29 protein-coding genes and 1 riboswitch are annotated in these 25,025 nt (G+C 40.7%); of the genes, 21 read left to right on the forward strand and 8 right to left on the reverse strand.

Translation table 11 applies throughout. The annotated features are described in order from the left end of the window. Positions 1-39 precede the first annotated feature (39 nt). A riboswitch (Fluoride riboswitch) is annotated at positions 40-112 on the reverse strand. Between the two features lie 365 nt (positions 113-477). Together fetA and fetB are read left to right on the forward strand one after the other, a co-directional pair. Continuing rightward, complete coding sequence (gene fetA, locus I3B46_RS12755; RefSeq protein ID WP_053110710.1) at positions 478-1,131, forward strand: iron efflux ABC transporter ATP-binding subunit FetA; 654 nt, start codon at positions 478-480, stop codon at positions 1,129-1,131. Positions 1,132-1,140: 9 nt separating this feature from the next. Next, on the forward strand, positions 1,141-1,917 hold the full coding sequence (fetB, locus tag I3B46_RS12760) for an iron efflux ABC transporter permease subunit FetB (protein WP_004919013.1): 777 nt from the start codon (positions 1,141-1,143) through the stop codon (positions 1,915-1,917). 168 nt (positions 1,918-2,085) lie between these two features. Here the strand turns inward: fetB and I3B46_RS12765 are convergent, their stop codons facing one another. After that, a complete protein-coding gene (locus I3B46_RS12765) occupies positions 2,086-2,475 on the reverse strand; it encodes a hypothetical protein (RefSeq protein WP_163762053.1) in 390 nt (129 codons plus the stop codon). A gap of 1,122 nt (positions 2,476-3,597) precedes the next feature. On the opposite strand from I3B46_RS12765, the gene I3B46_RS12770 reads away from it, so the two are divergent. Then, positions 3,598-3,888: a hypothetical protein gene (locus I3B46_RS12770; RefSeq protein WP_004919006.1), complete on the forward strand. Its 291-nt coding sequence runs from the start codon at positions 3,598-3,600 to the stop codon at positions 3,886-3,888. A gap of 173 nt (positions 3,889-4,061) precedes the next feature. Here I3B46_RS12770 and I3B46_RS12775 read toward each other — a convergent pair whose 3' ends face one another. Both I3B46_RS12775 and I3B46_RS12780 read right to left on the reverse strand, forming a co-directional pair. Next, positions 4,062-4,802, reverse strand: coding sequence for a YnfC family lipoprotein (locus tag I3B46_RS12775; protein ID WP_004919004.1), 741 nt, complete (start codon positions 4,800-4,802; stop codon positions 4,062-4,064). Next, positions 4,802-5,836 (reverse strand): LacI family DNA-binding transcriptional regulator, encoded by a 1,035-nt coding sequence (locus I3B46_RS12780; RefSeq protein ID WP_004919002.1) that lies wholly within the window; start codon positions 5,834-5,836, stop codon positions 4,802-4,804. Before I3B46_RS12780 ends, I3B46_RS12775 begins: the two co-directional genes overlap by 1 nt. A gap of 232 nt (positions 5,837-6,068) precedes the next feature. Between I3B46_RS12780 and I3B46_RS12785 the strand changes: the two genes are divergently transcribed. From I3B46_RS12785 to I3B46_RS12795, 3 genes are read left to right on the forward strand one after another with little or no spacing between them, the layout of a single operon-like run. Continuing rightward, positions 6,069-6,512 carry a PTS sugar transporter subunit IIA gene (locus tag I3B46_RS12785; protein WP_014658177.1) on the forward strand — a complete coding sequence of 148 codons (444 nt, stop codon included), beginning with the start codon at positions 6,069-6,071 and terminating at the stop codon, positions 6,510-6,512. An 18-nt stretch (positions 6,513-6,530) separates the two neighbouring features. Next, the gene (locus tag I3B46_RS12790; protein WP_004918996.1) at positions 6,531-6,818 is read left to right on the forward strand and encodes a PTS sugar transporter subunit IIB; all 288 of its coding nucleotides are present in this window, start codon (positions 6,531-6,533) and stop codon (positions 6,816-6,818) included. An 11-nt stretch (positions 6,819-6,829) separates the two neighbouring features. Then, positions 6,830-8,086 carry a PTS ascorbate transporter subunit IIC gene (locus tag I3B46_RS12795; RefSeq protein ID WP_014658176.1) on the forward strand — a complete coding sequence of 419 codons (1,257 nt, stop codon included), beginning with the start codon at positions 6,830-6,832 and terminating at the stop codon, positions 8,084-8,086. A 41-nt stretch (positions 8,087-8,127) separates the two neighbouring features. On the opposite strand, the gene I3B46_RS12800 is transcribed toward I3B46_RS12795, so the two are convergent. The 3 genes from I3B46_RS12800 to I3B46_RS12810 form a co-directional block, all read right to left on the reverse strand. Beyond that, positions 8,128-8,940, reverse strand: a complete 813-nt coding sequence (locus tag I3B46_RS12800; protein ID WP_163762055.1) for a bestrophin-like domain — start codon at positions 8,938-8,940, stop codon at positions 8,128-8,130. 280 nt (positions 8,941-9,220) lie between these two features. Beyond that, the gene (locus I3B46_RS12805) at positions 9,221-9,790 is read right to left on the reverse strand and encodes a TetR/AcrR family transcriptional regulator (RefSeq protein ID WP_230089714.1); all 570 of its coding nucleotides are present in this window, start codon (positions 9,788-9,790) and stop codon (positions 9,221-9,223) included. A 466-nt stretch (positions 9,791-10,256) separates the two neighbouring features. Further along, entirely contained in the window at positions 10,257-10,607 is a 351-nt protein-coding gene (locus tag I3B46_RS12810; RefSeq protein WP_004918982.1) for a phage holin family protein, read from the reverse strand. A gap of 546 nt (positions 10,608-11,153) precedes the next feature. Between I3B46_RS12810 and I3B46_RS12815 the strand changes: the two genes are divergently transcribed. Then, positions 11,154-11,420 (forward strand): LysR substrate-binding domain-containing protein, encoded by a 267-nt coding sequence (locus tag I3B46_RS12815; RefSeq protein ID WP_004918980.1) that lies wholly within the window; start codon positions 11,154-11,156, stop codon positions 11,418-11,420. A gap of 46 nt (positions 11,421-11,466) precedes the next feature. On the opposite strand, the gene map is transcribed toward I3B46_RS12815, so the two are convergent. Both map and I3B46_RS12825 read right to left on the reverse strand, forming a co-directional pair. Continuing rightward, positions 11,467-12,261 carry a type I methionyl aminopeptidase gene (map, locus tag I3B46_RS12820; RefSeq protein ID WP_004918978.1) on the reverse strand — a complete coding sequence of 265 codons (795 nt, stop codon included), beginning with the start codon at positions 12,259-12,261 and terminating at the stop codon, positions 11,467-11,469. Beyond that, positions 12,254-12,460, reverse strand: coding sequence for a ParD-like family protein (locus I3B46_RS12825; RefSeq protein WP_036943836.1), 207 nt, complete (start codon positions 12,458-12,460; stop codon positions 12,254-12,256). Before I3B46_RS12825 ends, map begins: the two co-directional genes overlap by 8 nt. Before the next feature lie 321 nt (positions 12,461-12,781). On the opposite strand from I3B46_RS12825, the gene I3B46_RS12830 reads away from it, so the two are divergent. From I3B46_RS12830 to I3B46_RS12895, 14 genes are all read left to right on the forward strand, one after another. Beyond that, on the forward strand, positions 12,782-13,207 hold the full coding sequence (locus I3B46_RS12830; RefSeq protein WP_163762056.1) for a universal stress protein: 426 nt from the start codon (positions 12,782-12,784) through the stop codon (positions 13,205-13,207). A 462-nt stretch (positions 13,208-13,669) separates the two neighbouring features. Next, entirely contained in the window at positions 13,670-13,984 is a 315-nt protein-coding gene (nirD, locus tag I3B46_RS12835) for a nitrite reductase small subunit NirD (RefSeq protein WP_004918973.1), read from the forward strand. A gap of 2 nt (positions 13,985-13,986) precedes the next feature. Further along, positions 13,987-14,295: a recombinase-like helix-turn-helix domain-containing protein gene (locus tag I3B46_RS12840; RefSeq protein ID WP_004918964.1), complete on the forward strand. Its 309-nt coding sequence runs from the start codon at positions 13,987-13,989 to the stop codon at positions 14,293-14,295. Between the two features lie 64 nt (positions 14,296-14,359). Further along, the gene (locus tag I3B46_RS12845) at positions 14,360-15,397 is read left to right on the forward strand and encodes an aromatic ring-hydroxylating oxygenase subunit alpha (RefSeq protein WP_004918962.1); all 1,038 of its coding nucleotides are present in this window, start codon (positions 14,360-14,362) and stop codon (positions 15,395-15,397) included. Next, a complete protein-coding gene (locus I3B46_RS12850; protein ID WP_004918960.1) occupies positions 15,390-16,145 on the forward strand; it encodes an SDR family oxidoreductase in 756 nt (251 codons plus the stop codon). Before I3B46_RS12845 ends, I3B46_RS12850 begins: the two co-directional genes overlap by 8 nt. Before the next feature lie 31 nt (positions 16,146-16,176). Beyond that, positions 16,177-16,953 carry an IclR family transcriptional regulator gene (locus tag I3B46_RS12855; RefSeq protein ID WP_036943834.1) on the forward strand — a complete coding sequence of 259 codons (777 nt, stop codon included), beginning with the start codon at positions 16,177-16,179 and terminating at the stop codon, positions 16,951-16,953. A gap of 110 nt (positions 16,954-17,063) precedes the next feature. Continuing rightward, on the forward strand, positions 17,064-17,990 hold the full coding sequence (locus I3B46_RS12860; RefSeq protein ID WP_104873410.1) for a VOC family protein: 927 nt from the start codon (positions 17,064-17,066) through the stop codon (positions 17,988-17,990). A 4-nt stretch (positions 17,991-17,994) separates the two neighbouring features. Next, entirely contained in the window at positions 17,995-19,209 is a 1,215-nt protein-coding gene (locus I3B46_RS12865) for an NAD(P)/FAD-dependent oxidoreductase (RefSeq protein ID WP_004918952.1), read from the forward strand. 70 nt (positions 19,210-19,279) lie between these two features. Then, complete coding sequence (locus I3B46_RS12870; protein ID WP_376739126.1) at positions 19,280-20,503, forward strand: MFS transporter; 1,224 nt, start codon at positions 19,280-19,282, stop codon at positions 20,501-20,503. Positions 20,504-20,533: 30 nt separating this feature from the next. After that, positions 20,534-21,052 (forward strand): cupin domain-containing protein, encoded by a 519-nt coding sequence (locus tag I3B46_RS12875; protein ID WP_004918950.1) that lies wholly within the window; start codon positions 20,534-20,536, stop codon positions 21,050-21,052. 15 nt (positions 21,053-21,067) lie between these two features. Continuing rightward, positions 21,068-21,907 carry an alpha/beta fold hydrolase gene (locus I3B46_RS12880; protein ID WP_104873409.1) on the forward strand — a complete coding sequence of 280 codons (840 nt, stop codon included), beginning with the start codon at positions 21,068-21,070 and terminating at the stop codon, positions 21,905-21,907. Between the two features lie 14 nt (positions 21,908-21,921). Next, on the forward strand, positions 21,922-22,716 hold the full coding sequence (locus tag I3B46_RS12885; RefSeq protein WP_014658164.1) for an SDR family oxidoreductase: 795 nt from the start codon (positions 21,922-21,924) through the stop codon (positions 22,714-22,716). A 10-nt stretch (positions 22,717-22,726) separates the two neighbouring features. Then, positions 22,727-23,521, forward strand: coding sequence for an aspartate dehydrogenase (locus I3B46_RS12890; protein WP_104873408.1), 795 nt, complete (start codon positions 22,727-22,729; stop codon positions 23,519-23,521). A gap of 13 nt (positions 23,522-23,534) precedes the next feature. Next, on the forward strand, positions 23,535-25,004 hold the full coding sequence (locus I3B46_RS12895; protein ID WP_104873407.1) for an aldehyde dehydrogenase: 1,470 nt from the start codon (positions 23,535-23,537) through the stop codon (positions 25,002-25,004). Positions 25,005-25,025: the final 21 nt, after the last annotated feature.

Here is a 25,025-nt window from a genome sequence, read left to right on the forward strand (position 1 = left end):
TTCAGGGCACATAATACCTGTACCCTATCATTTAAAAAGGTGAACGTAGGCATCATCAGCCCTTTATTTGGACGGTTTTTTAAACAGGAGGAATGCCATCTCCTTTTGTTAGAATATCTGCAATTAACAACAAGGTAAATAGCCCCAGCTTTAAGAATTTCTCTTGTTAAACACAATGTAACGTTAATTTCTTTGCACTACCATTAATGACATTCCTATTGCTACATATCGTTATTTGATTAAGCCATGTAATATGGTTTAAAAACCATCAATAGATGTATTTTCTTAATCCTAATCATCTTCTTTATTTGATCCCTGCTCCGCTTAATATGTCAATCTTAGCGTGAATGGCGCATAATATTTTGGATTACTATACAAGGTAAATTCCTTGTTCCGTTTCATGTCGCGAGCAAATCAATGATCAATTATAAAATTGCCTGCATGACGTCACATTAACTCTATGGGCTAAGCGTAAAAATGGATAAAAACCGCGGTTTATTGCAATTAGAAAATATTGGATATGTTATTGATAACAAAACAATACTAGATAAAGTTCAGTTTGATTTATCGGCTGGTGAATTTAAACTCATTACGGGGCCTTCGGGATGCGGTAAAAGCACGCTACTTAAGATCATCTCTTCATTACTTTCCCCTACCTCAGGGCAAATTATCTTCAATGGCAATAACTATTCAACCATCCCCCCTGAAGAATATCGCCAACAGGTTTCTTATTGCACTCAAACCCCCTCTTTATTTGGAGCCACCGTTTACGATAATTTATTTTTCCCTTATCAGATACGTAAGCTACCGTTTAATAAAGATAAAATTTATAAAGACCTTGGTTACTTTTCTTTACCCGATTCAATATTAGAAAAAGGCATTAATGAATTATCTGGTGGAGAAAAACAACGTATCTCGTTGATTCGCAACCTTCAGTTTCTACCAAAAATATTACTGTTAGATGAAATAACCAGCGCATTAGACGAAGCAAATAAAGTAAAAGTTAATGAGCTAATCCACCAGTTAGCGACACAACAAAATATCGCTATTCTTTGGGTGACTCATGATCAGGATGAAATTGCACATGCTGATGACATTATTACCCTTCCCGTCCATAATGCAGATAAATAGGAATGAGTCATGCACCAACCCACTATTACCAATGAATCTCTGGGCTTTTCTATTATGCTTGTTTTGGTCGCTATCTTTATCAGCCATAAAGAAAAACTGGCATTAGAAAAAGATATTATTTGGAGCACTCTACGCGCTATCATCCAGCTATTGATTGTTGGCTATATTCTAAAATACATTTTTAATGTTGATCATGAAGTTCTGACTATCGCGATGGTGATGTTTATCTGTTTTAATGCGGCTTGGAATGCCAAAAAGCGCAGTAAATATATTGATAAAATCTTTTTGACCGCTTTTATCGCCATTACCTCTGGAACACTCTTAACCCTATTAATACTGATCATCACAAAAGCAATAGCTTTTACCCCGATGCAAGTTATTCCAATCACAGGCATGATCGCAGGGAACGCCATGATTGCTGTCGGTCTGTGTTTCAATAATCTAGGCCAACGATTTAGTAGCCAACAACAACAAATACAAGAGATGCTAAGTTTAGGTGCAACACCTAAGGTGGCCTCTATCGCCATTATTCGAGACAGTATTCGCGCATCCTTGATCCCGACTGTAGATTCCGCAAAAACCGTCGGTATTGTCAGTTTACCCGGTATGATGTCTGGATTAATTTTTGCTGGGGTTGATCCATTAGAAGCAGTGAAATATCAAATCATGGTCACTTTTATGTTACTAGCAACAGCCAGCTTATCGACCATTTTGGCAGGTTATATGACCTATCTTAAGTTTTACAATAGCCGCCATCAGTTATTAATCAATACATTAAATAAATAACAATAAAGAAAACGCTTGATAGTAGCGACGTTATCAAGCGTTAATCTTTATAGACAGTTAATTTACAGCTTTGCTAATATTCAAGCCTTTCCTGTAGATACCTAATAATATTAAACAGTTATTACTTTACGTTTTAAATGTTAATAAAAAGTAAAATAAAATATCTATTTACTGACAATATCTTGTCCATAAAGATTCCATGACCGATAAAGGTAACAAATCATAATCACCTTCTACGAGCGGAATCGATAGTGCAATCCTGCCATCTTGATTTTTATACGTTTTTACGGCAAATCGCTTATAACCCTCGATTTTTGCATTTTTAACACGCAGTACTTCACCACAAACATAGCCGACCTCCCCTTTATCAGCCGTTGAGCGAATAAAATTATACTTAATATTCCTAAATGATGCGGATTCAGTATAAGACAAGTAATCTGCCACATTGTATTTGGCCAATTTAATCAGATCTGGGTTTGGCTTATAATTAACCATTACCCCTAATAAAAATGAACAACCAATAAGTAATACAGTAATGAGCAATTTAACCATATTCATACTTTTCGCTCTTGTATAACACAACGAGTAATTTGATAATAAAGACAGATCACTTGAACAGTAGGTATCTTAATCAAGTATTTCTAAATAATATGGATTGAGGTGCTATTTCTAATAGAGATATACATCCTATTAATTACTTAAAGTTACCTTACTATATAAATTAAAATGAACTCTCATCGATTAAAAAATCCTTACAATATAATAGATAGTAACAATTAAATGCTCGCCATTTCAGTCTTTACGCATTCCTTCACACAAACCGAGAGTAATCCTAACAGTAATAATGTTTAAAAATAAGAGTCAGCAATACAGCAAACTGTTACAATTTGTGTCTTCCTTCCAAAAAGAACTCTTGGGTATAACACTCAAAATAGTTATTTAATTTAAGTATTAATCATATTTCATTTTCAAGCATGAATAAACATAAATAAATTATTCAATTAGATAATATGTATTACAGAGTATTAACCAACCCTAAATAGGAGTAAATTGATCATAAAAAAATAAAAACTGTCCTCTCAATTGCAATATATTCTGCAACCTATTCTGTTTTTTAGTGTTTATCACATGATGCTTTTGCTGATATTTGCTTGTATGTATCTTGTTTTCAAGATAACCGACATGAAGAAAATCCTCATCTAAATGATCAGTTACCCTCTTTAGTTGTAGTGTGTTTCTTTATGTCTTTTTATACAAAGTACTCACCTGCATTCTGTCATTAACGTTCTCTATCAATTTTGAACGGGTACGATGATGCAACTTTCCTCTCTCGCGTGGAAACATGCTGTAGTACTACATGCCCATATCCATAAGCTAAATGTTACAACAGACACTAAACATAAAAATAATTTACATATAAACTCAAAAACCACTACTCTTATTGCGAGTATTCGTATTTCTTAATGCCATATTCATTATGAAAATTAATGATTTTGAGGGAGGTTAGCGACTAGTAAGAAAGGGGCGATTAAATAAAGGCCATACCAGAAAACAACAGCAAATACAGAATATTCCTATAAATAGCCCTTTGATTGAAAAACTAAAATTTTACGGCTAATTTTGACAATAGATTTTATTTTAGTCCGGTAGCATCTACGTGTCTCTCTGATAGGGTGTACCATGACAAACATTCAATTGCTATTACTTGCAACCAACAATTTTAACGCAAGTGCTCCTCTCTCCCATACACATGCATCGTATGTATATCAATTTTATTACGCGCAGATTGCTCACAAGCAGTTAAAGCTTAATGATTTTATGAAGGGATTTATCGAACAAGTTGAACCTATATTGAAAAATAATAGCGATTTATACGATCGACGCGACGAAATCTACCAATTAATTCAAAGCTACTTGCAGCAAGCAGAAACGCGTTTTATTCAAAGAAAAATGCAAATTAATAAAGAATAATATTAAAAAGCGCCTCCTTAGTTTTCACTTAAGAGGCGCTCATCGAAAAAATGTGAGTTTCATTAAATAGACACAAATTCAAGTGCCGTGACTTCTTTTAACGATCCCCTCCGCTTTTGCATGGCACACAAGCTAACTGTTATTTAATCAATAAGTTAATCTTGTGCTTATTGTCACTCCTCAAACTGTGTGTCAATCACGACAGATTGCCGTTGAGTTTGCATCTCTCCATCAACATCATATTTGGTCAAAATTTGACAATTTGTTGGTGCACCAAAATGATTATATTGGCATTTTCTCTCAGAAATATAGCCCAAATCACCTAACATTTTCTGCTCTATTTGAATATCCGCATAACGGTTTATATCAGCTAATGGCTTGAAGAGAGTTTGCATATATAACTGATTTTTATCATAGTAATTCATTTCCTGTAACTCACCTAAATTACTATATACTACCTTATCAACGGTGCCGTTATCCTCTTTAGAATGGATACTCTTAATGTAGTTACGTTCATCATATTCAAAATACGTCGTACCATAAGAGTCTTTTTGGGATATAAAACGGCACTGTTCGTCTAAATCGATGATAATTTCCCCTTCATTGCTGCTGCCCTTCAGTTGGTTATTATCTCTTTTGAGTTGAATATGCTGTTGTATGCCATGAGAAATTGATTCAAAGCTTTCAATGCAACTCTTTTGATCCAATTTTAATTGGATATCCTGTGTCACCGTCTTATCTTCGGTATAAAAAGTCGCTTTTATCTCTTTCACTGGGCCTTTTACTAATACCCCACTAAACAATACATATATATTCTGTACTGCTGGTAAATATCCTTTCGCTATCGATGCCGCTGATACCGTTGATGTTGATAAACCCAATAATGTTAACAAAAAAACAACAAACTTCATCATTATGCGCTTTGCCTTGCTTCGAATTTATAGGGAAAAATAATTTCTTCTTGTTGATGCGGAGAACCACTATCAGGATCAGCTAACCATTTTTGTAATTTTTTCGCCGTTTCTTTCGCCATTTTATTGTAATCAATACGCACCGATGTTAACGACGGGTGAATATAATCACAATTAGACGACCCTTCAACACAAGCCACTGCCAACATAGAAGGCACTTTAATTAACCTTCTTTGGCATTCAAACAAAACACCTAGCGCAATCATTTCATGACTGCATATTACTGCATCTAATTCCGGCTGCCGAGTTAACATTTCACTAATCGCTTGACGACCAAAATCCATTGTCGCCACATACGGTGTCGTAATACTTTGCTCTGCGCTATGATAATGATTTAGCATCGCTTTAGTCCAACCACTCAATTGTTGGCTCTGTATTTTGCTATCCATCTGAGCACCAATATAGCCTATTTTCCGATATCCCTTTTGCAACATGTAGTTGGTTAGAAAAAATACGGCTTCACCAATATTACTTCTTATATTTAATGAGAATAGATGACTCGACTCCCCCGCCACACCAATAACAGGAATATCAAGGTTTTTGAGATAACTAAATACGCTCTCTGAATTAATCCCACCAAAAATAACCACAGCAGCAGGGTTACTTTGCAGTAACGTAAAGAGGACTTCAGACTCTTTTTTCTGCTGATAGTTATGACTACCAATAACAACCTGATAGCTATTTTTATTGAGGACCTCTTGTAATGGTTGCAGAAATGCAGAGCTTGCGTAATCCCTTAATGAAGGCACCAATACAGCAACTGTACGACTTTGACCTGATGCCAATATACCTGCGGCTGAATTTGGTATATATCCTAGCTCAGTGATTGCTTCATTGATTTTTTCTCGCAGTTTATCTGAGACCAAATCAGGTGTACGCAACGCTCTAGATACAGTCATTGAACCAACGCCTGCATATTTAGCCACATCCTGTAGCGTAACTCGTCCTGTATTCTTTCTCTTGCGTATTTTTTCCATAAAAAATATTTTTTGCTCTATTCACTCTTATCTCACTATAACTTACCACAGGTTAGTTTTGTTCATGAGTGGACTTTCGTGTTCTTGAGTTTTTATTGGCTTTATTTATGCGAAATGATAGCGCTATCACGAAAATGAATAATTCGACTAGATAGCGCTACCATTGATCACTACTATGCCCTTAGTTAGAAAAAAAGCTAAAAATAGTTTTACACCACCAGGAGCAAACTTAATGTTAACCACATTATTGACCCCCAACGTCATTCAGGTTGTTGAAAGTGCCACCGATTGGCGCGATGCGATTCAAATCGCTTGCGAACCACTCCTCAAAAACCACCGTATTCAACAATCTTATGTTGATGCCATCATTCATTCACATGAAAAGATTGGTCCTTACTATGTACTAGGCCCAGGCATTGCAATGCCACATGCTCGCCCTGAAGACGGCGTCAATCAGCTATCTCTTGGTCTTACCGTTATTAAGCGCGGTGTTGAGTTTGGTGCCGATGGCAACGATCCCGTTAAGTTATTAATTGTTCTTGCCGCAACCGATAGCAACAGCCATATCGGCGCTATCGCTAAACTCGCTGAACTTTTTGATAACCAAGAAGATATTGACAACATCATGCAATCAGAAAACGTCGATGACATCCTCAACATCATCGCGCGTTATTAATTATTAAAAGGAAACAATATGAAAATTACAGTCGTATGCGGAAATGGTTTAGGCACTAGCCTAATGATGGAAATGAGCATCAAAAATATTTTAAAAGATCTTCAAGTCAGTGCCGAGGTTGACCACGTTGATCTTGGCTCAGCTAAAGGTACCGCCAGTGATATTTTTGTTGGCACCAAAGATATTGCCGAACAATTGGTTGCTCAACAAGTTGCTGGAGAAATTGTTGCTTTGGAAAATATGATAGACAAAGTGGCAATGAAAGAGCACTTAAGTGTGGCTTTACGTAATCTCGGCGCACTATAAGCGGAGGCTGTATGTCATTTTTTCGTTTTCTGATGCAAGATGTGTTATCTGAACCCGCTATTTTAGTGGGTTTGATAGCGCTTATCGGCCTTATCGCTCAAAAGAAACCCGCCACCGAATGTATTAAAGGCACCATCAAAACCATTATGGGTTTTGTGATCTTAGGAGCGGGTGCTGGCTTAGTTGTTAGTTCATTAGGCGATTTCTCCGCTATTTTCCAACACGCATTTGGTATTAATGGCGTCGTTCCAAATAACGAAGCGATTGTTTCTATCGCCCAGAAGAGTTTTGGCCGTGAAATGGCAATGATCATGTTCTTTGCCATGTTAATTAATATCTTAATTGCACGCCTCACCCCTTGGAAATTTATCTTTCTCACAGGGCATCACACACTCTTCATGTCGATGATGGTTGCCGTAATTTTAGCAACAGCGGGTATGGAAGGCACTCTATTAGTGGTTGTTGGTTCATTAATCGTTGGCTTTTGTATGGTGTTCTTCCCAGCCATTGCGCATCCATACATGAAAAAAATCACTGGCTCTGATGACGTTGCAATTGGTCACTTTTCAACGATATCGTATGTCCTTGCAGGTTTTATTGGTAGCAAATTTGGCAACAAAGAACATTCTACTGAAGATATGAATGTGCCAAAAAGTTTGCTTTTCCTACGAGACACACCAGTTGCCATCTCATTCACTATGTTCATTATTTTCATTATTACCTGCTTATTTGCGGGAGGAGATTATGTTCGTGAAGTCAGCGGTGGCAAAAACTGGTTTATGTTCTCATTAATGCAATCCATTACATTTGCTGCGGGTGTTTACATTATTCTGCAAGGTGTACGTATGGTAATTGCGGAGATCGTACCCGCATTTAAAGGGATTTCGGATAAATTGGTTCCAAATGCTAAACCAGCGCTAGACTGCCCTGTTGTTTTCCCTTATGCACCAAATGCCGTGTTAGTCGGCTTTTTAAGCAGTTTTGCTGCGGGTATTATCGGTATGTTCATACTGTATGCGTTGAATATGACCGTCATTATCCCAGGTGTCGTGCCACACTTCTTTGTTGGTGCAGCGGCGGGAGTCTTTGGTAACGCAACAGGAGGTCGCCGAGGCGCTATTTTAGGTGCCTTTGCACAAGGTTTACTCATTACCTTCTTACCTGTCTTTTTATTACCTGTCCTTGGTGACATTGGTATCGCTAATACCACATTTAGTGATGCAGACTTTGGTGCTATTGGTATTCTTTTAGGCATTATTGTCCGCTAACCATAGTGCCCCGTAATACTTCCGTTACGGGGCATATTTATTTAATCAAGTTTCCCGACTAACGCCCCTTCTTTAAATAAGAATTCCTGTAATGATATTAAATCATCCGGCGTCACATGAATGACCCCCTCACCGGGAATATCAATTTCTGCGATCATAAATAGTGCCAGTGTTGTTAATGATGGCAATATGAGGATCAGCCAGTTTTTACCTTTAGTTCCTCGAATGTTATAACCAATTAAAACGTTAGAACAAATCGCAAAGAAAATTAATAAGAACCATGCTGCATTCGGTATTTGATGCCGCCAACTCGCCATCGTTTTTTGTTGTGAAAGATAAAGATCACTAAATGCAGTTAATACCGAGGCGATCACTGGATTTGGTGATTGATTTGCCTCTTTAACCGCAATTTCCCACAAGGTAGCTTGTTTTTCTAATGAGACTCTCCGCCATTGATTATTTTCATCGCTGACACCTGATTTAAAAAATTCAATTCTCGCGTCTAGGTACTGCTGCAATAAATGGATTGCTTTACGTCTGTCACTGCTGTTTAATAATTGCGCTCGTTGGTAAGCATTCCCTATCGCAATCGCTTCATTCTCTTCTGTTTGCTGACGATTGTTGTAGCCACTGATCGAGATTGAGAGAACAAAACCAATCAATAAGCCTAATAACGATAAGATAGCCCCTAATATAATTTTCGCTTCGTCATCAGCAATATCATCATTCAGCTTCTTACGCTTAAAGATAAATTTACCGATATAAGCTGAAATAATGAGCAAGGAAAATGTAATTATAAACAATAAGATAGAGTCAATTGGTGTATCATTAATAAACTCGGAAAAATTAAACATAAAACATGTCCAGACAAGTAATTTTCCGATGATATAACACATCCAGAATAAATTTTTCTAGCTTTTTCACTGGCAAAAATCAGTTTAGATTTTAACGCTAAAATGTCATCATCAAACGATAAAAACATGATAGTATTAACGATGCAATCATAAAAAACAGTCGCTTAACCTACTGTTTTTTAGTCACTTTTAGATATGTAATTTAACTTCAGTACAAGACAGATTTAAATGACAGCATCCTTCTATTTCTAGAAGGATAGAAGAGTGATTAGATACGGTGTTATTGGACTAAACCGAGTAACTTTTGATAAAGTATTGCGCCTAATGTGTTCTCATCATATTCAAGGCTCGATGCAAGCTCATCGACGGCAGCGTGCATACTGTGATACAGCATAGAGCTAACCAGCCCAATTGGCTCTGCTGACCAAACACCTTGCGCCTTTCCATGTAACAAGATTTTTTTCACTTGTGAAATTGCCCGCTGTTCATGTACGTTGCTACACGTATGAAAACTTTCATGAAATAGCATGTCATGAATACGTCTTTTTTCAACATAGTATTGTACGCTGCTTTCACACCACTGGCTTAGCATCGCTTGACTGCCCACCTTCTCTTTCAGTGCATCATCAATTTTTCCCAAATACCATGTCATATAACGCTCACGCAAAGCCTCTAAAATCTCATCCTTCGATTTAAAGTAGTGGTAAAAAGTACCTTTCGCCACATCGGCTTGGCTAACTATTTCACTCACTGTTGTCTCTAAAAAACCTTTCGTGAGAAATAAATGCTCAGCAGCATTCATTAAATCATCCAATCTCTCTTTTGCGGGTTTTGTTCTCGGCTTTTTCATTGGCTCCGTCATCAGCTTAAACCTTTTAAGTTAATTAGAGATAATGCAAAGAGTAATAGATTTTATGGTTTCACACAAACTTCCTACCGCTTTAAGCTAGCCAGAGAAATAACATGTTTAATAAACAAACAAAACACGAGATCTTACCCATCATTGCGGAACACCACAAGATTGTTCTCTTTTAGAGCATAAAATTATCCATTATGGAGTTCATTAGCATTTGATTAATGATATCAATATACTTCTTCTTATATTGATACCGATGCAGTAAAAAATAAATAATTCTCTTATTGAAGGGATCAGAGATGATAGTTAGGTAATCATTAAATGGTAATTAAGATAGCAGTAGAATTATAATCGTTTTAAATAACAGTACCTTCTTAAGGTAGGTATCTCGATAAGCCTCATTTTGGGCTTATCGTACAACTTATTTTTGATAAGAATGATTTTTCTATACTTCAAAATATTATTCTTTATTTCTATAGCGTTTTTGAATTGCAATCAACATCGAATCAATAACCCAACTGAGCTTCTTTGTACCCAGGAAACCTATCATCGCACCACAAAACTCGGCAAGTGATGACCAAGCATCAGAATAATTTAAATAGACAAGTAACCATTGAAGCGCTCGAATAGCACTGACTGTAATAGCACCACATATTACAGCTTCTGCTAATGATTGCCATGTACTTTTACTCTCTCGCCACTCTCTAACAAATGCAATCAACGTTGCTAACATAACACCACTTAATAAAGGTAAATTGAGTTGAACCCAGCGGAAAACTTGCGCCCAAAAATCGATATTTTTTTCATGCATAATGGTACCTCCTAAATGGAGTGCTAGTTTATTGTCAATAAATGAAGCCCCCTTATTGTTTATATAAAACTATCGAAATAATGGGCATCACAATCATATGATATTAAATATTAATTATTTCAATAGTCATTAAAATTAATTTCACATTCTACTTATGTATCGTAATAACAAAAGAATAGTATTACAAACATTGTGAAAACCAAGCCAAATAAGATTAAAATAAAATCACAATCATTAATTGTTTACATATCTTAATTTATATTATCTAATATAAACTAGCATACAGAATGGATCCTTACACAAACTCTTCTCGACCTAAATATGCTATTTCTTTAGTCATTAATAATTATTACTCTTCAAATGACAACACAAAAAATATAACCCTACTGACAACAAAATATTACCTTTATGATTATCACTTTAATTATCTTTTTTTATGTATTGATAAAACACGCCTAAAATAATCAATAGCAACCCTATCGATTGTAAGAGTAAATGATTTCCAGCCTGCCCGTTGATGATATCTAAGATAAAGCTTGATACGACTTGACCAATAATAGCGAAGCGACTGTTCAAGGAGTGGGAATTTCGCTGCTACCCTGCTTTATCGCCGCCCCTTATATTGAAAAAGGTATGCTAACCCCTTTACTGACGGATTACTCATTGCCAGAACACTCTATTTATGCGGTTTATCCTAATAGACACTATTTACCCCATAAAACAAGAATGGCTATCGATTTTCTGTTTGAAAGACTGAATCCCAAGAGCGAATATGGCCAGCGTTATGAAATTAATTATTATGCTTCGCGATAACAGTCTGAAAGCCGCACTCGCGGCTTTGCAGAGCCATCGTCAAATTTTAAAGATGATGTTTTGCGACAAATGCTTTTTCTTCATCGCGTAAAGTTAAGACTTCATAACCGGTTGCGGTCACTAAAACAGTATGTTCTGATTGGGCCGATAATTTTTTATCTCGCGTCACAACTGTCCAACCATCTTTTTTGGTCTTAATTTTCATACCACCTTGGTTGATCATCGGCTCTATTGTGAATGTCATCCCTTCTTTTAAGGTAACCCCTTGCCCACGTACACCATAATGTAGCACTTGTGGAGCTTCGTGCATTTCACGGCCTATACCATGACCACAATATTCACGAACCACGCTATAACCATTTTTTTCTGCATGGTGTTGGATTGCAGAACCAATATCCCCTAGTGTTGCCCCTGGTTTGACTTGTTTGATCCCTTCCCACATAGCCTCATAAGTATCCTTAACAAGTTTACGTGCTAATGGTGAGGCTTCGGGCATCACATACATCTTACTTGAGTCTGCAATAAAGCCATTTTTCTCTAATGTGATATCAACATTGATAATATCTCTGGCTTTCAAATGTTCATCAGCTTTCGGTACGCCATGGCACACCACTTCATTAAGGGAGGTATTTAATACATATTGATAACCATACTGGCCTTTGCTGGCTGGTCTCGCCTGCAATTCATTAACAATATAATCTTCAACCTTGTCATTAATTTCCATGGTCGTAATACCCGGCACAATAAAAGTATCTAACATCGCAAATACTTTGGCTAATAAACGGCCGGATTCACGCATCAATTCAATTTCTTCAGCTGTTTTGATTGTGATATTACTCATGGTACTTCCCTTTATGGTTAACAGTTTCTTTTTCTAGCATTTCGCTGATAAGCGTTGTGAAGGTTTTATCGGGATTTAATTCGGCTTGGATACCTATTTTTATCCAAAATTCAGCCTGAGAATTGATCGAGCGTGACATCACTTGGCTAGCACGGCGCAAATAGTCATGCAGATCATCTGAAATTTTCACGATTCCCAAGACAGCACCTCATTAACATATAAAATATTACGATTTATATATAAACCATATAATAACTAAGATGAGAAAGATAGTCATTCAATGGGGAACCGCACAAATGAACTGTTTTTTCATCAAACCGTTTTAATTTTCTAACTTCAAGCCGCCGTCAAAGTATTGTTCGTTACAACGTTGTATTGTTATTGTTATTGTTAGCTAACTCCATTTTTGTATTGGCTATAAGATGTTAAATTGATTAAATATTAAACTTATCTTTATTTTTACTGATTGTTTTTAGCGGATAGATTTTAAATAGGCTTGGATAATTGTTCGGAGAACAATATGTATAAAAAAATTTTAGTTCCTATTGATATTACAGAGAAAAATTTAGCAAACCTTGTACTTCCTCATATTCAATACCTTTCGGAGGAAGAAGGCGCTCATATTCATTTTTTAGCAGTTATTCCTACTATCCCTTTTTATACCTCTATGGGCTTTGGTTTTGCCGAAAATGCAGATAGCGAACAAGATAAAGTAACAAATCAATTAGTTGATATTATTAAATATTTTAATCTTCCTAAAGAAAAGTTTACCGCTCAGGTCGTCATGGGAACGCCTAGGGATGAAATTTTGCGTATTGCCGATGATATTCAAGCAGATTTGATTGTTATTGGTTCTAGACGCCCTGGAATGTCAACATATTTCTTAGGATCAACAGCTTCGATGATCATCCAAAACTCTAAGATTTCTGTCTTAACAGTACGATAATTCACTAACCCACTTCGGTGGGTTTTAATTTAATTCTTAGTAACAAACTAAAAAATATAAACTTTTAAATCTCATTCCTTTCAATTTTCCTATTCCTTCTCTCTGAAGAAAATAAAAAAACGCCTTAATGGATAAAGGCTTTCTCATATCAGAAATAATTCTCACTCTTTGCTGTTATTTATTTTTTACCACTATAATGGGTAATTTACCGTGAAATAATGATAATCCCTTATTTTATGATTTTATCCATCAAACGATAGTCACACTATTTTCAGCCCATTTTGTTTCTCATATGAAACTAAAAATGACCATAATCTCGACACACTGCACATTTCAAAACAAATATTTTACATATGAGTAACATTCGATTGACTGTTTATCGCTCAGCCTATTAGGCTAGTTTTAAATAATAAACAATGTTTTATATATGAAACAACACTATTTTGCTGTGGAGGAAACAATATGAGTTGGGTCGCGATTTGTGATGTCTCGCAAGTACAAGAAGAATTTCCTTATTCAGCCCGAGTCAATGATACCGAGATCGGTGTTTTCTTAGTGGATGATCAATATTACGCCATGGAAGATGTTTGCCCTCATGCCTATGCCCTACTCAGTCAAGGGTTTGTTGAGGATGGCAAAGTGGAGTGCCCACTTCATGAGGCTGTATTTGATATCAAAACAGGAAAATGCCTACGTGAGCCAGGTGGTCGCGATCTCAAAACCTACCAGACTCGCATTAATAACAACCAAATCGAAATTAGCTTTATTGAGGAGTAGAAATGGAACCGATACAGAATTTCAACCCTTACTTACCTGCTAATCACCAAATTATACCGGCTCGTGAAGGCGGTAAAGGGCAAATCCAAGCACCGGGAACGGCGCCAAATATCGTTTGGCAAACTCGCTCACGTCTCCCTGATGACTACGAAACCGCTCTCATTGCCACATTGGAAATCTTATTTGATTCAGGTATTGAAACTCTCGAGCAAATTATTAGTGCACTCAATCAAAGACAACTCTTTGATAGACAAGGACAACCATGGAATGAAGCCAGTTTTCGCGAATTTCTCCAAGTAAACGGGTATTAATCTCCTGCCAGTGACGCAGAAATAATAATAACCAACGATACCCCACGACAACAGGAAGCAGATTATGACAACTCATGCACAACTTCAGAACTATCAAGATTATTTAGACGTTGGACTTAGAGGCCAGTGGTATCCCGTTTTATCCAGTTGGGAAGTCACTAGCAACCCAATCGGTATCACCCGCTTAGAAGAACAAATTGTGTTATGGCGTGATCAGCAAGGTCAAATTCATGCACTTGAAGACCGCTGCCCTCACCGTGGTGCACGCTTATCAATGGGGTGGAACCTAGGTGAACGTATTGCCTGCTGGTATCACGGCGTTGAAGTTGGAGGCGATGGTATTGTCAAAGATGTTCCTGCTGTTAGCCAATGTCCATTAGAAGGTCAAAAGTGCCTAAAAACCTACCCAGTTCAAGAATATCATGGCGCAATCTTTCTTTATTTTGCCATTACTGATGAAGAGCCACCGACGCTAGCGTTCCCTGAAGAGCTGGCGGATAGTGAAAATCATAGCCACTTTTTATGTACAGCCACTTGGCATTGTAATTATCAATATGCACTCGAAAATGTCATGGATCCCATGCATGGCACTTATCTCCACTCTTCTTCGCATTCAATGGCGGACGGTGATAAGCAATCAGAGATGATTTTAGAACCGACTCAAAATGGGTTTATCTTCCGCAAAAATGACCAAATGGGGGTGAATTTTGATTGGGTTGAATTTGCCAGTACAGGCGCGAACTGGCTACGCCTATCCATCCCTTATCAAAAACGTTTCGGACCGGGTGGCCACTTCTGGATCATCGGAATGGTTGTGCCAGAAGATCGCTTCAATACCCGCGTCTTCTTTTGGCGTATCCGTAAAGTAAAAGATTGGCAACGTGATCTCTGGCGCTTTATGTACCGTAATCGCTTAGAGGGATTACATTGGGATGTTTTAGAGCAAGACCGTATTATCCTTGAAAATATGGCGCCTAATGCTCGCCAACATGAGTTCCTTTATCAGCATGATGTTGGGCTATCTCGCCTACGCCGTATTATGCAACGTGAAGCCAAAAAGCAATTTGACCAAATTTATAATAAGGAAACGTCAAATGCATAATTTACTGGCAGGCAAACGCATCGTCATTACGGGTGCAGCAAGAGGCTTAGGCTTTGAATTTGCGAAAGCGATCGCACAACAAGGTGCTCACGTCATCCTGTGCGACATATTAAGTGATCGCCTACAGCAAAGCATTACCCAGCTACGCCAAGCCGGTTTGACTGCCGATGGTTTTAACTTAGATATTGCCGACCCCGAGGCCATAGCGCATGTTTTTCAGCAGATTGGTCAACAAGGCAATATTGATGGCCTCGTTAATAATGCCGCCCTTGCCACTGGCGTTGGCGGCAAAACATTGGATGAGTATGACTTAAATCTATGGGATCGCGTCATGACCGTTAATGTAAGAGGCACATGGTTAGTGACAAAGGCGGCACTCCCATTTTTGCGCCAAAGTAGAAATGCCAAGATAGTGAATATTGCTTCTGATACAGCTCTATGGGGCGCCCCTAAGCTGATGGCTTACGTCGCGAGCAAAGGGGCAATTATTAGCATGACACGCTCAATGGCAAGGGAGCTTGGCACACACCGGATCTGTGTCAATGCTATCGCGCCTGGCCTAACTAAAGTTGAAGCCACCGAATATGTACCAGTTGAGCGCCACCAGCTTTATGAAAATGGGCGTGCTATTCAAGGGGAGCAAAAGCCCGAAGATGTGACCGGTACTGTCTTATATTTGCTTTCGCCAATGGCCGATTTTGTGACGGGCCAACTGATCCCCGTCAATGGTGGGTTTGTATTTAACTAAAGACGCCGCTTAATGCGGGGAGGTTAACGCTTTGAGTTCAACATGCAAATATTTGATCCCCGGTTTGGAAAAAGGATTGCAGCTTTTGTTACTCCTAGCACAGCAGCACCGAGAGCTAACCTTTGCTGAAATTTTACGTCTAATCGATATGCCGAAAGCGACGGCCTATCGTGCAATACAAACTTTGGTGCATTTAGACTTTATCGAACAACACCCAAGGACAGGAGCTTTTTCACTCGGTCGCAAAGTGCTTAGCTTAGGTTTAGGGTACATTGCCTCACTCGATCTAACACAGTTAGGCCAACCGATCATTGAACAATTACGCGACCGTAGTCAGTGCAATAGTCACCTCGTCATACGCGATGGGCGAGACATTATTTATATTGCTCGGGTTAGTGCTGCCGAATCAAAAATTAACCACGTGAGTGTTGGTACTCGGTTATTAGCTCACCGCACCTCAATTGGTCGGATGTTACTTAGTGGCTTAAGTCGAGAGGAGTTCGATACCCTCTATCCTGATGATGAGTTACCTGATGATGCGGGAAGTAAACAGGCATTTTGGACAATGATCCAAGCAGACCGGCTACGGGGTTATGTTATCGGAGAGTCTTTTTACCGTCGGGGTATCTCTTCCATTGTTTACCCTGTTTACAACCGAGACCACGGTGTCGAGGCGGCGATCAGTATTATGGTGCCAATGGATAGCATTCCCGCGCAAGAACGCCAACGATTACAAAATGAAGTGAGCGATGCAGCCCAAAAACTTACTGAGTTTATTGGCGGAATAACCTCCGCTAAAGCGGTATAGCGTTACCCATAAATAAAACTAAATATTAGGTTTATTGCCATAAGCCTCAGGCCTCTGCTTGCCCAAAAACAAGGTCGGCAATAAAAAACGATTATATAGAGGGTCAAATTATGTCAGTCATTGGTATTGAAAAATTAGAGTTTGGTGTTGATAACCTTGCCGCTTGTCAGCAATTCTTGCAGGATTTTGGACTGCAAACATCACCCAATAACCCTTCTTATTTTACAACACTGTCCGGTGCAAGCGTTACCCTTTCATCGATTGATGATCCCCGCTTGCCTACACCTTTTGAACCAGGCTCCACCTTACGACGGATCACTTGGGGCGTAAAAGACCACGTTACACTCGAACAGGTCATCAAACAGATTGAAGATTGCGCAGGCTTTCAACTCACCTCTGATGGGGCACAGTGCCTTGACCCGAACGGTATGACGGTGGCTTTTACGATTAGCCAACAACAAGATGTTACCGTCGATATTTCCCCTATCAACCAGTGGGGAGATATTCGTCGTATTGATGCGCCAAGCCCTGTTTATGACAAAGCAACCCCCATTAATATTGGTCATGTGGTCTTTTTTGTTGATGACCTACAGGCCACAGAAGCATTCTATTGCCAAAAACTGGGCTTCCAAGTGTCTGACCGTTATATCGACCGTGCGGTTTTTTTACGTACACAAATTAATGGTTGCCACCATAATTTATTCCTACTCAAGCTGCCTCATCGCGGGCGGGGTCTGAATCATGTGGCATTTACGGTTCGCGATATTCATGAGGTGATTGGCGGTGGCCTCGCCATGAACCGCCAAAAATGGAGTACTTTTATTGGCCCGGGTCGTCACCCTATTTCGTCTGCCTACTTCTGGTATGTCAATAGCCCAACGGGCGGTGCGTTTGAGTACTACACCAACGACGACTATCTAACCGAAAAATGGCAACCCCGTGAACTAGAGCACTCTCTCGTTTCCTTTACCGAATGGGCGGTTGAAGGTGGTATCGACCACGAAACACGCCGACAAGTGAAAAAAGACAAGGAGTGATGCCATGACACAACTTATTGATGGCGGTATTGTCATTATCGGCGGCGGGCAAGCCGGTGGCTGGGCCGCAAAAACATTACGAGATGAAGGCTACCAAGGCATTTTATCTGTTATTAGTGATGAACCACATGATTTCTATGAACGACCGCCTTTATCAAAGGCAGCTTTGAAACAGGAGGGCACCCCTCTATCACGCCTATTTAGTGAAGATGAAACGGACTCTCTGAATTTGACTTGGTATCGCCCTGTTCGTGCGACCCATATTGATGCCAACAAAAAGCAGGTGCAGCTCAGTGATGGTCGCCATTTAGCTTTTGATAAATTATTAATTGCAACGGGAGGCCGGCCTCGTTTTCTCTCTTCTGCTTGGCAATCGCATCCTCGCGTATTTGCCCTGCGTACTTGGGATGATGGGCAACGTTTACGTGAAGCGCTGTTGTCCGCTAAAAAAATGGCCATTATTGGCGGTGGATGGATTGGCTTAGAAGTTGCGGCCTCTGCACGCCAAATGGGCATTGACGTTACCGTTTTTGAACGCCAAGAGCGCTTATGTCAGCGTAGTGTACCTGCATCTGTTTCAAACGCACTCGCGCAACGCCACCAGCAAGCGGGGGTAGAAATCATAACCGATTGTGGCGAAATTTTGCTCGATGAAAGTCACGATGATTTACGGATCAGTTGTGCTAAGCAGCCTAGCCAATCCTTTGATCTTGCTGTTATGGGGATCGGTGTTGAATTAAATCTTGAGCTAGCGGCAACAGCAGGCCTTGAAGTCACACACGGTATTGTGATCAATGGACAAGGGCAAACATCTCACCCTGATATTTATGCTGCTGGCGATGTTGCTTGTCATCCCACATTATCCCTGTGTTTACAATCTTGGGCTTATGCACAAAACCAAGCCATTACCACCGCCAAAGCCATGCTTAATGCCCACAGTGAGGATTTTAATGACCCTGCATGGCTATGGTCAGATCAATATCAAGACAATATCCAGATTTTAGGGATCCCAACCCCACTAGCAACCCAACATATTCAACGCATCACACCAAATGCTGAAGTGCATTTTTCACTGAATGATGACAACGAATTAGTTCAGATGGTCGCATTTAATGACCCTCGTTCCATCAAGCTAGGCAAAAGGTGGATGCAAAACAGCCGCAAGTTATCCCCATCGGAACTTGCAGATCCTAATTTTTCACTGATGTCACTGAAGTAAATGTGCAGGTAGGAGAAATAATATGGCAAACCAACCGATACCCGTGCCCTCAGTGACACAAGAAAATGAAATGGCATCACCGCAAGAAAGCGTGAACTGGTTGATCCCAATCGCACTATTTTCCTGCGTACTGTTAGCCTTTTTCGACAAAATTAGTATTGCCGCCCTATTTTCTGATGAACAGTTCCAAAAAGCTCTAGGAATTGATTTTGATCCCACACGTCTTGGGCTATTGATGAGTGCATTCCTGTTTGCCTATGGCGTGTCATCCATGCTGCTCAGTGGGATTGGCGATAAATTTCACCCCACCAAAATGCTGCTATTTATGATCAGTAGCTGGTGTATTTTAATGATTTTTATGGGTTTTACTCACCATTACGCCACAATGGTTTTTCTTCGAGTATTACTAGGTATTGCTGAAGGGCCATTACTTGCCATTTCCTATGCCATCGTGCGCCGTACTTTTCCACAAAAAATGCAAGCAAGAGCGACAATGCTTTGGTTATTAGGCACGCCTATTGGTGCGGCTCTTGGTTTTCCAATTTCCTTGTACTTACTGAATAATTTTGGCTGGCAAAGCACCTTTTTCGTTATGGCGGCTTTCACTGTACCCGTATGGTGGCTAGTCGTTATCGGCATTCGCCACCCCAATTTAGTCAATAAGCAAACACAAAACGTGGATGGCAAAGTCTCTACCAAAGACATGGCAGAAGCTAAAATTCAACGTAATACCCTGTTACGCAATAGCCATTTTTGGATTATCTGCTTATTTAATATTGCCTTCTTAGTTTACCTCTGGGGCATGAACGGCTGGTTACCAAGCTATTTAATCAAAGGCAAATCAATCAATTTAGAGCACGCGGGGATCTTATCCTCACTCCCCTTTATCGCCATGTTATTTGGTGAAGCGATAGGAGCATGGATTTCTGACCGTTATGATCGTCGTGCCTTAATCTGTTTTATCTCATTACTTGGCGCCGTAATCGGCCTTTCAGGTGTGCTATTTCTCACCAGTACCTACAGCATTATTTTAATGATGGCCTTTAGCATGTTTATGTGGGGGGCTGGTGCTCCAAATATATTTGCTCTTCTGGCCAAAGCGACACAAAAGCAAGTCAGTGCACTCGCTGGCGGTATTTTCAATGGATTAGGCAACCTTGCGGGTGCCGCCGCACCGTTGTTAATGGGGGTATTAATCACCCTCACCCACAATATGGATAGTGGCCTGTTATTTATTGTCATTATCGGTTTGATCGGCAGCGTATTACTTATCCCCCTTATAAAAAGATACTGATTTAACTACTCAATATCAGGAGATATCACTATGTCACAACAACTGAATCAAATAAAACCACAAGGCATCTCGATGGCGGATTGGGTTGAATCACGCATCGCCCGTTTTGAAGGCCGCAAATATGACTGGAATGCATTGAAATTTCAGGCGGATTTTGACCCTAAATACCGTCGGGCGCAGATGCGTTACATCGGTACGGGGGCGACAGGGGTTGCCAACGATGCCAATACCGTTCCCGCGGAAAACTTTACCTTCTCAACCATGGTACTGCCCTCAAAGTGTGAAGGACCGCTGCACCTGCACCCTGATGTTGAAGAAGTCTTTTTCATGCTCAAAGGAACCATCACCTTATTTATTAAAGATGGGGATGAAGAGTATGAAACCGTGCTCAAGGAGCGTGACCTAATTTCGGTTCCAGCTGGGATTTACCGTGGTTTATTTAATCATGGTGAAGAAGAAGCGTTGATGTGCGTGATGATCGGTACGCCTAAGCCTGCCATTCCGACTTACCCAGACGATCATCCATTATCAAAAGTCAAACGTAGTTAACAGGAGAATTCAGTGATGAAACTGCCTATTGAACATTTACCCACTATCCAAACCGCTGAATTCGGCTCATATCATTTGAATTGGCGTGAAGCCGGGAACGGTGAAACGGTGATCTTACTTCATGGTATTAGCTCAGGCTCTGCATCGTGGATTTATCAACTGACAGATTCATCACTGACCCAGCAATACCGCTTGCTGGCATGGGATGCACCAGGCTACCTCAATAGCCGAGCACTGACTACCGACACCCCAACCGCCAATGACTATGCGGAAGCATTAGCGGCCTTTATCGATGGCTTAGATCTTCCTCAAGTTGTATTGGTTGGTCATTCACTTGGTGCCATCATGGCCTGTGCGTTCGCTGCAAAATATCCACAAAAAATAAAAGGTTTATTTTTAGCCAATCCGGCGCAAGGCTACGCAACTAAACATAAAACTGAACAGAGACAGGTTTATGAACAACGACGAGAAATCGTCTTCAATTCAGGTATTGAATATTATGCACAGCATCGTGCCGCCGCCCTACTAAGCCCATCTGCCAGTGAACCACAGATTGATTGGGTAAGGCAAACCATGCGTAAACTTAACCCTCGCGGTTTCTTAGCCGCAGCATGGATGTTGGCTCACGATGATATTAGCCGTTACCTCAATCTTTATTCAGGCCCCGTCCAAATGATTGTTGGTCTTGATGACACCATTACGCCGCCTGAAAAAGTGCACATGCTCGCTCAGCAACACAGTTGCCCCCTTACCTATATTGAACGAGCAGGACATGCAAGTTATCTCGATGCATCTCAGCCATTTAACCATTACCTGAAGCAATTTTTGGCGACCTATGCCGTAGTAGAAGTTTGATTAAGGAAAGCGCTATGAATTTACAATTAGAAAATCGTGTCGCCGTCGTCACTGGAGGAAGTTCAGGAATTGGCCTAGCCACAGTCCGACTCCTGTTAGCCGAAGGATGTCATGTCGCCTTTTGTGGTCGAAACCAAGATAAACTGACCGAGGCACATCACGCATTACAGGCGGCCTATCCACACGCTAAGTTGCTCGCTGTCTGTTGCGATGTGCTGGATAAAACGCAAACTGAGGCATTTGCACAGCAAGTACAAACACATTTTGGGCAAGTCGATTTACTGATTAATAATGCAGGTCAAGGATATGTGGCTCACTACGCTGATACGCCTGAAGAAGCTTGGTTACAAGAAGCGCAACTTAAATTGTTTGGCGTTATCAATCCCGTTAATGCATTTATGCCCTTGTTAGAACAGTCAGATATCGCGTCAATTACCTGTGTCAACTCGCTATTAGCAAGACAACCAGAGCCTCATATGGTAGCGACCTCTGCCGCTCGCGCGGCTTTACTCAATCTCACGCTTAATCTATCGAAAACCCTTCTGCCGAAAGGCATTCGTGTCAATTCTATCTTGCTCGGCATGGTGGAGTCAGAGCAATGGCGTCGCCGCTTTGAGGCGCGTAGCGACAAAAGTCTTGATTGGCACAGTTGGATTGGTGAGATCGCCAAAAAACGCGGCATTCCAATGCAACGCTTAGGGAAACCAGAAGAGCCTGCTAGAGCATTGGTGTTTTTAGCTTCACCAATGGCTTCATTTACCTCTGGTGCGGCGTTAGATGTCTCCGGCGGTTTTTGCCACCACATTTAAGGGAACGATGATGAAAACACTGATGCTTATCGGATATGGTGCTATGGCGAATGAAGTGATCCAACGGCTTCCTGCTGGGATTGAGCTAGGCTGGATAGTGGCCCGCGAACATCACCACAATGATATCAAACAACGCTTTCAAAACCGTGTGATACCACTAAGCTGCCCGACGCACGCCTCACAAAAACCAGACTTAATCTTGGAGTGTGCTAGTCAACATGCTGTCAAACAGTATGCCCCCATGGTTTTAGAAAAAGGCTGGACGCTAGCCGTGATTTCAACTGGCGCATTGGCGGATGCGCAATTAGCACAAACGCTAAGCCAAAAAGCTCAACAACACCACGCTATCTTTATCCCATTATCAGGTGCTGTTGCTGGTCTCGATGGACTACGTTGTGCAAAAGAAGCCGCAATCCGCCAAGTAACCTACCAATCACGTAAAAGTCCTGCCAGCTGGCGCAATGGTCCGGCTGAAAATTACATCGACCTAGATACGGTTACAGAGCCAACGGTTTTTTTCCACGGAACAGCACGCGAGGCGGCACTGAAATTCCCCGCAAATGCCAATGTGGCGGCGACGGTTGCCCTCTACGGTATCGGTATGGATAAAACAAAAGTCGAACTTATGGTCGACCCGACGACCAAGCAAAATAGTCATCGCATTGAGGTTACTGGTGATTTTGGCCATTTTTGTATCGAATTAAATGGTAACCCATTACCTTCAAATCCTAAAACATCCCTGCTATCTGCATTAAGTGCCGTCGAAATTTGCCGTCGCATTGCAGATCAAGATGCCATTATCTGACTGGAGAATTCCCATGAAAAAACTCGATATATTTGTCGGTGGACGATGGCAACAAGGGCGCGGTAATGAAATGTGCTCTCGCTTTCCGGGTGACCAACACATTATCGCCACGCTCAACAGCGCCAGTGTAAGTGATGTTGAAGAAGCGGTTCAGGCGGCAGAGCGTGCATGGCGAGCGCCAAGTTGGCGCAATATGCCCCCACATCAACGCGCGACTATTTTACACAACGTCAGTATGCTAATCGAAGAGCAAGCAGACGAGCTAACCCGCTTACAAACTCTCGACAATGGTAAACCTTGGGCAGAAGCTCGTGGGCTAGTCATGAGTGCCGCGGCAACAGCCCGTTATTTTGCCGCCGTATGCGAAGTCAGTGGCGGAGAGCTGCCTCCTCGCCGCCAGCCCGATATGATGACATTAAGTACATATCAACCCCTAGGTGTTATTGCCGCTATTACACCATGGAATTCACCGATTGCTAGCGATATGCAAAAAATTGCACCTGCACTAGCCGCGGGCAATGCTGTGATATTAAAACCCGCCGAGGCGACCCCGCTTATCTCATTGAAACTCGCGGAATTATTTGAGCAAGCGGGTCTACCGAGTGGCTTACTCAGCGTACTCCCCGGTAAAGGCTCTATCGTTGGTGATGCACTTGTCCGCCATCCTTTAGTGAAAAAAATATCCTTTACTGGCGGCACCAATACAGGCCGACAACTCGCACATATTGCGGCAGAAAAACTGATCACAACGTCACTAGAGCTTGGTGGTAAGTCTCCTACTATTGTCTTAGAAGATGCGGATCTCAACCTTGCTGCACATGGCGTTTGTTATGGTATTTTCAGTTCAATGGGGCAAGCTTGTATTGCAGGCTCTAGGCTGTTCGTCTCACGTGCTGTTTATGAACCTTTTATGGAAAAGCTCACTGCACTGACTCAACAACTCATTATCGGAGACCCTCGCCAAGAACGGGTTCATGTCGGCCCTTTGATATCCCCCGAACACCGAGAAAGTGTTATTCGCTACGTCAACCAAGCAATCGCTGAAGGTGGCACAATTCGCCTTGGCGGAGCTATCCCCCAAGACCCTAACTTACAAGCAGGGAATTATTATTTACCAACCATTATTGAAGGGCTGAATAACCAAGCTTCTGTCTGCCAAGAAGAGATCTTCGGGCCTGTACTGGTCGTTATCCCTTTTGATAATGAAACGCAACTCATAGAAGAAGCCAATGATTCTATTTATGGCCTTGCTGCGGGGATCTGGACGCAAGATTACACTCGCGCCTTTAAATTAGCAGATGCTTTAGACGTTGGTACTGTTTGGATCAATACCTACAAAGTTTTCTCCATTTCAACACCTTTTGGTGGGTTTAAAGAGAGTGGACTCGGTAGAGAAAAAGGCCTTGAAAGCCTCAAAGCTTATATGCAGCAAAAAAGTATTTTTCTGGCACTAAACCCACAACCAAACCGTTGGTGTGAATAAATGACCATGCATCCGTAAATA

The organism is Providencia sp. 2.29, from assembly GCF_015832305.1.
GTDB lineage: Bacteria > Pseudomonadota > Gammaproteobacteria > Enterobacterales > Enterobacteriaceae > Providencia > Providencia stuartii.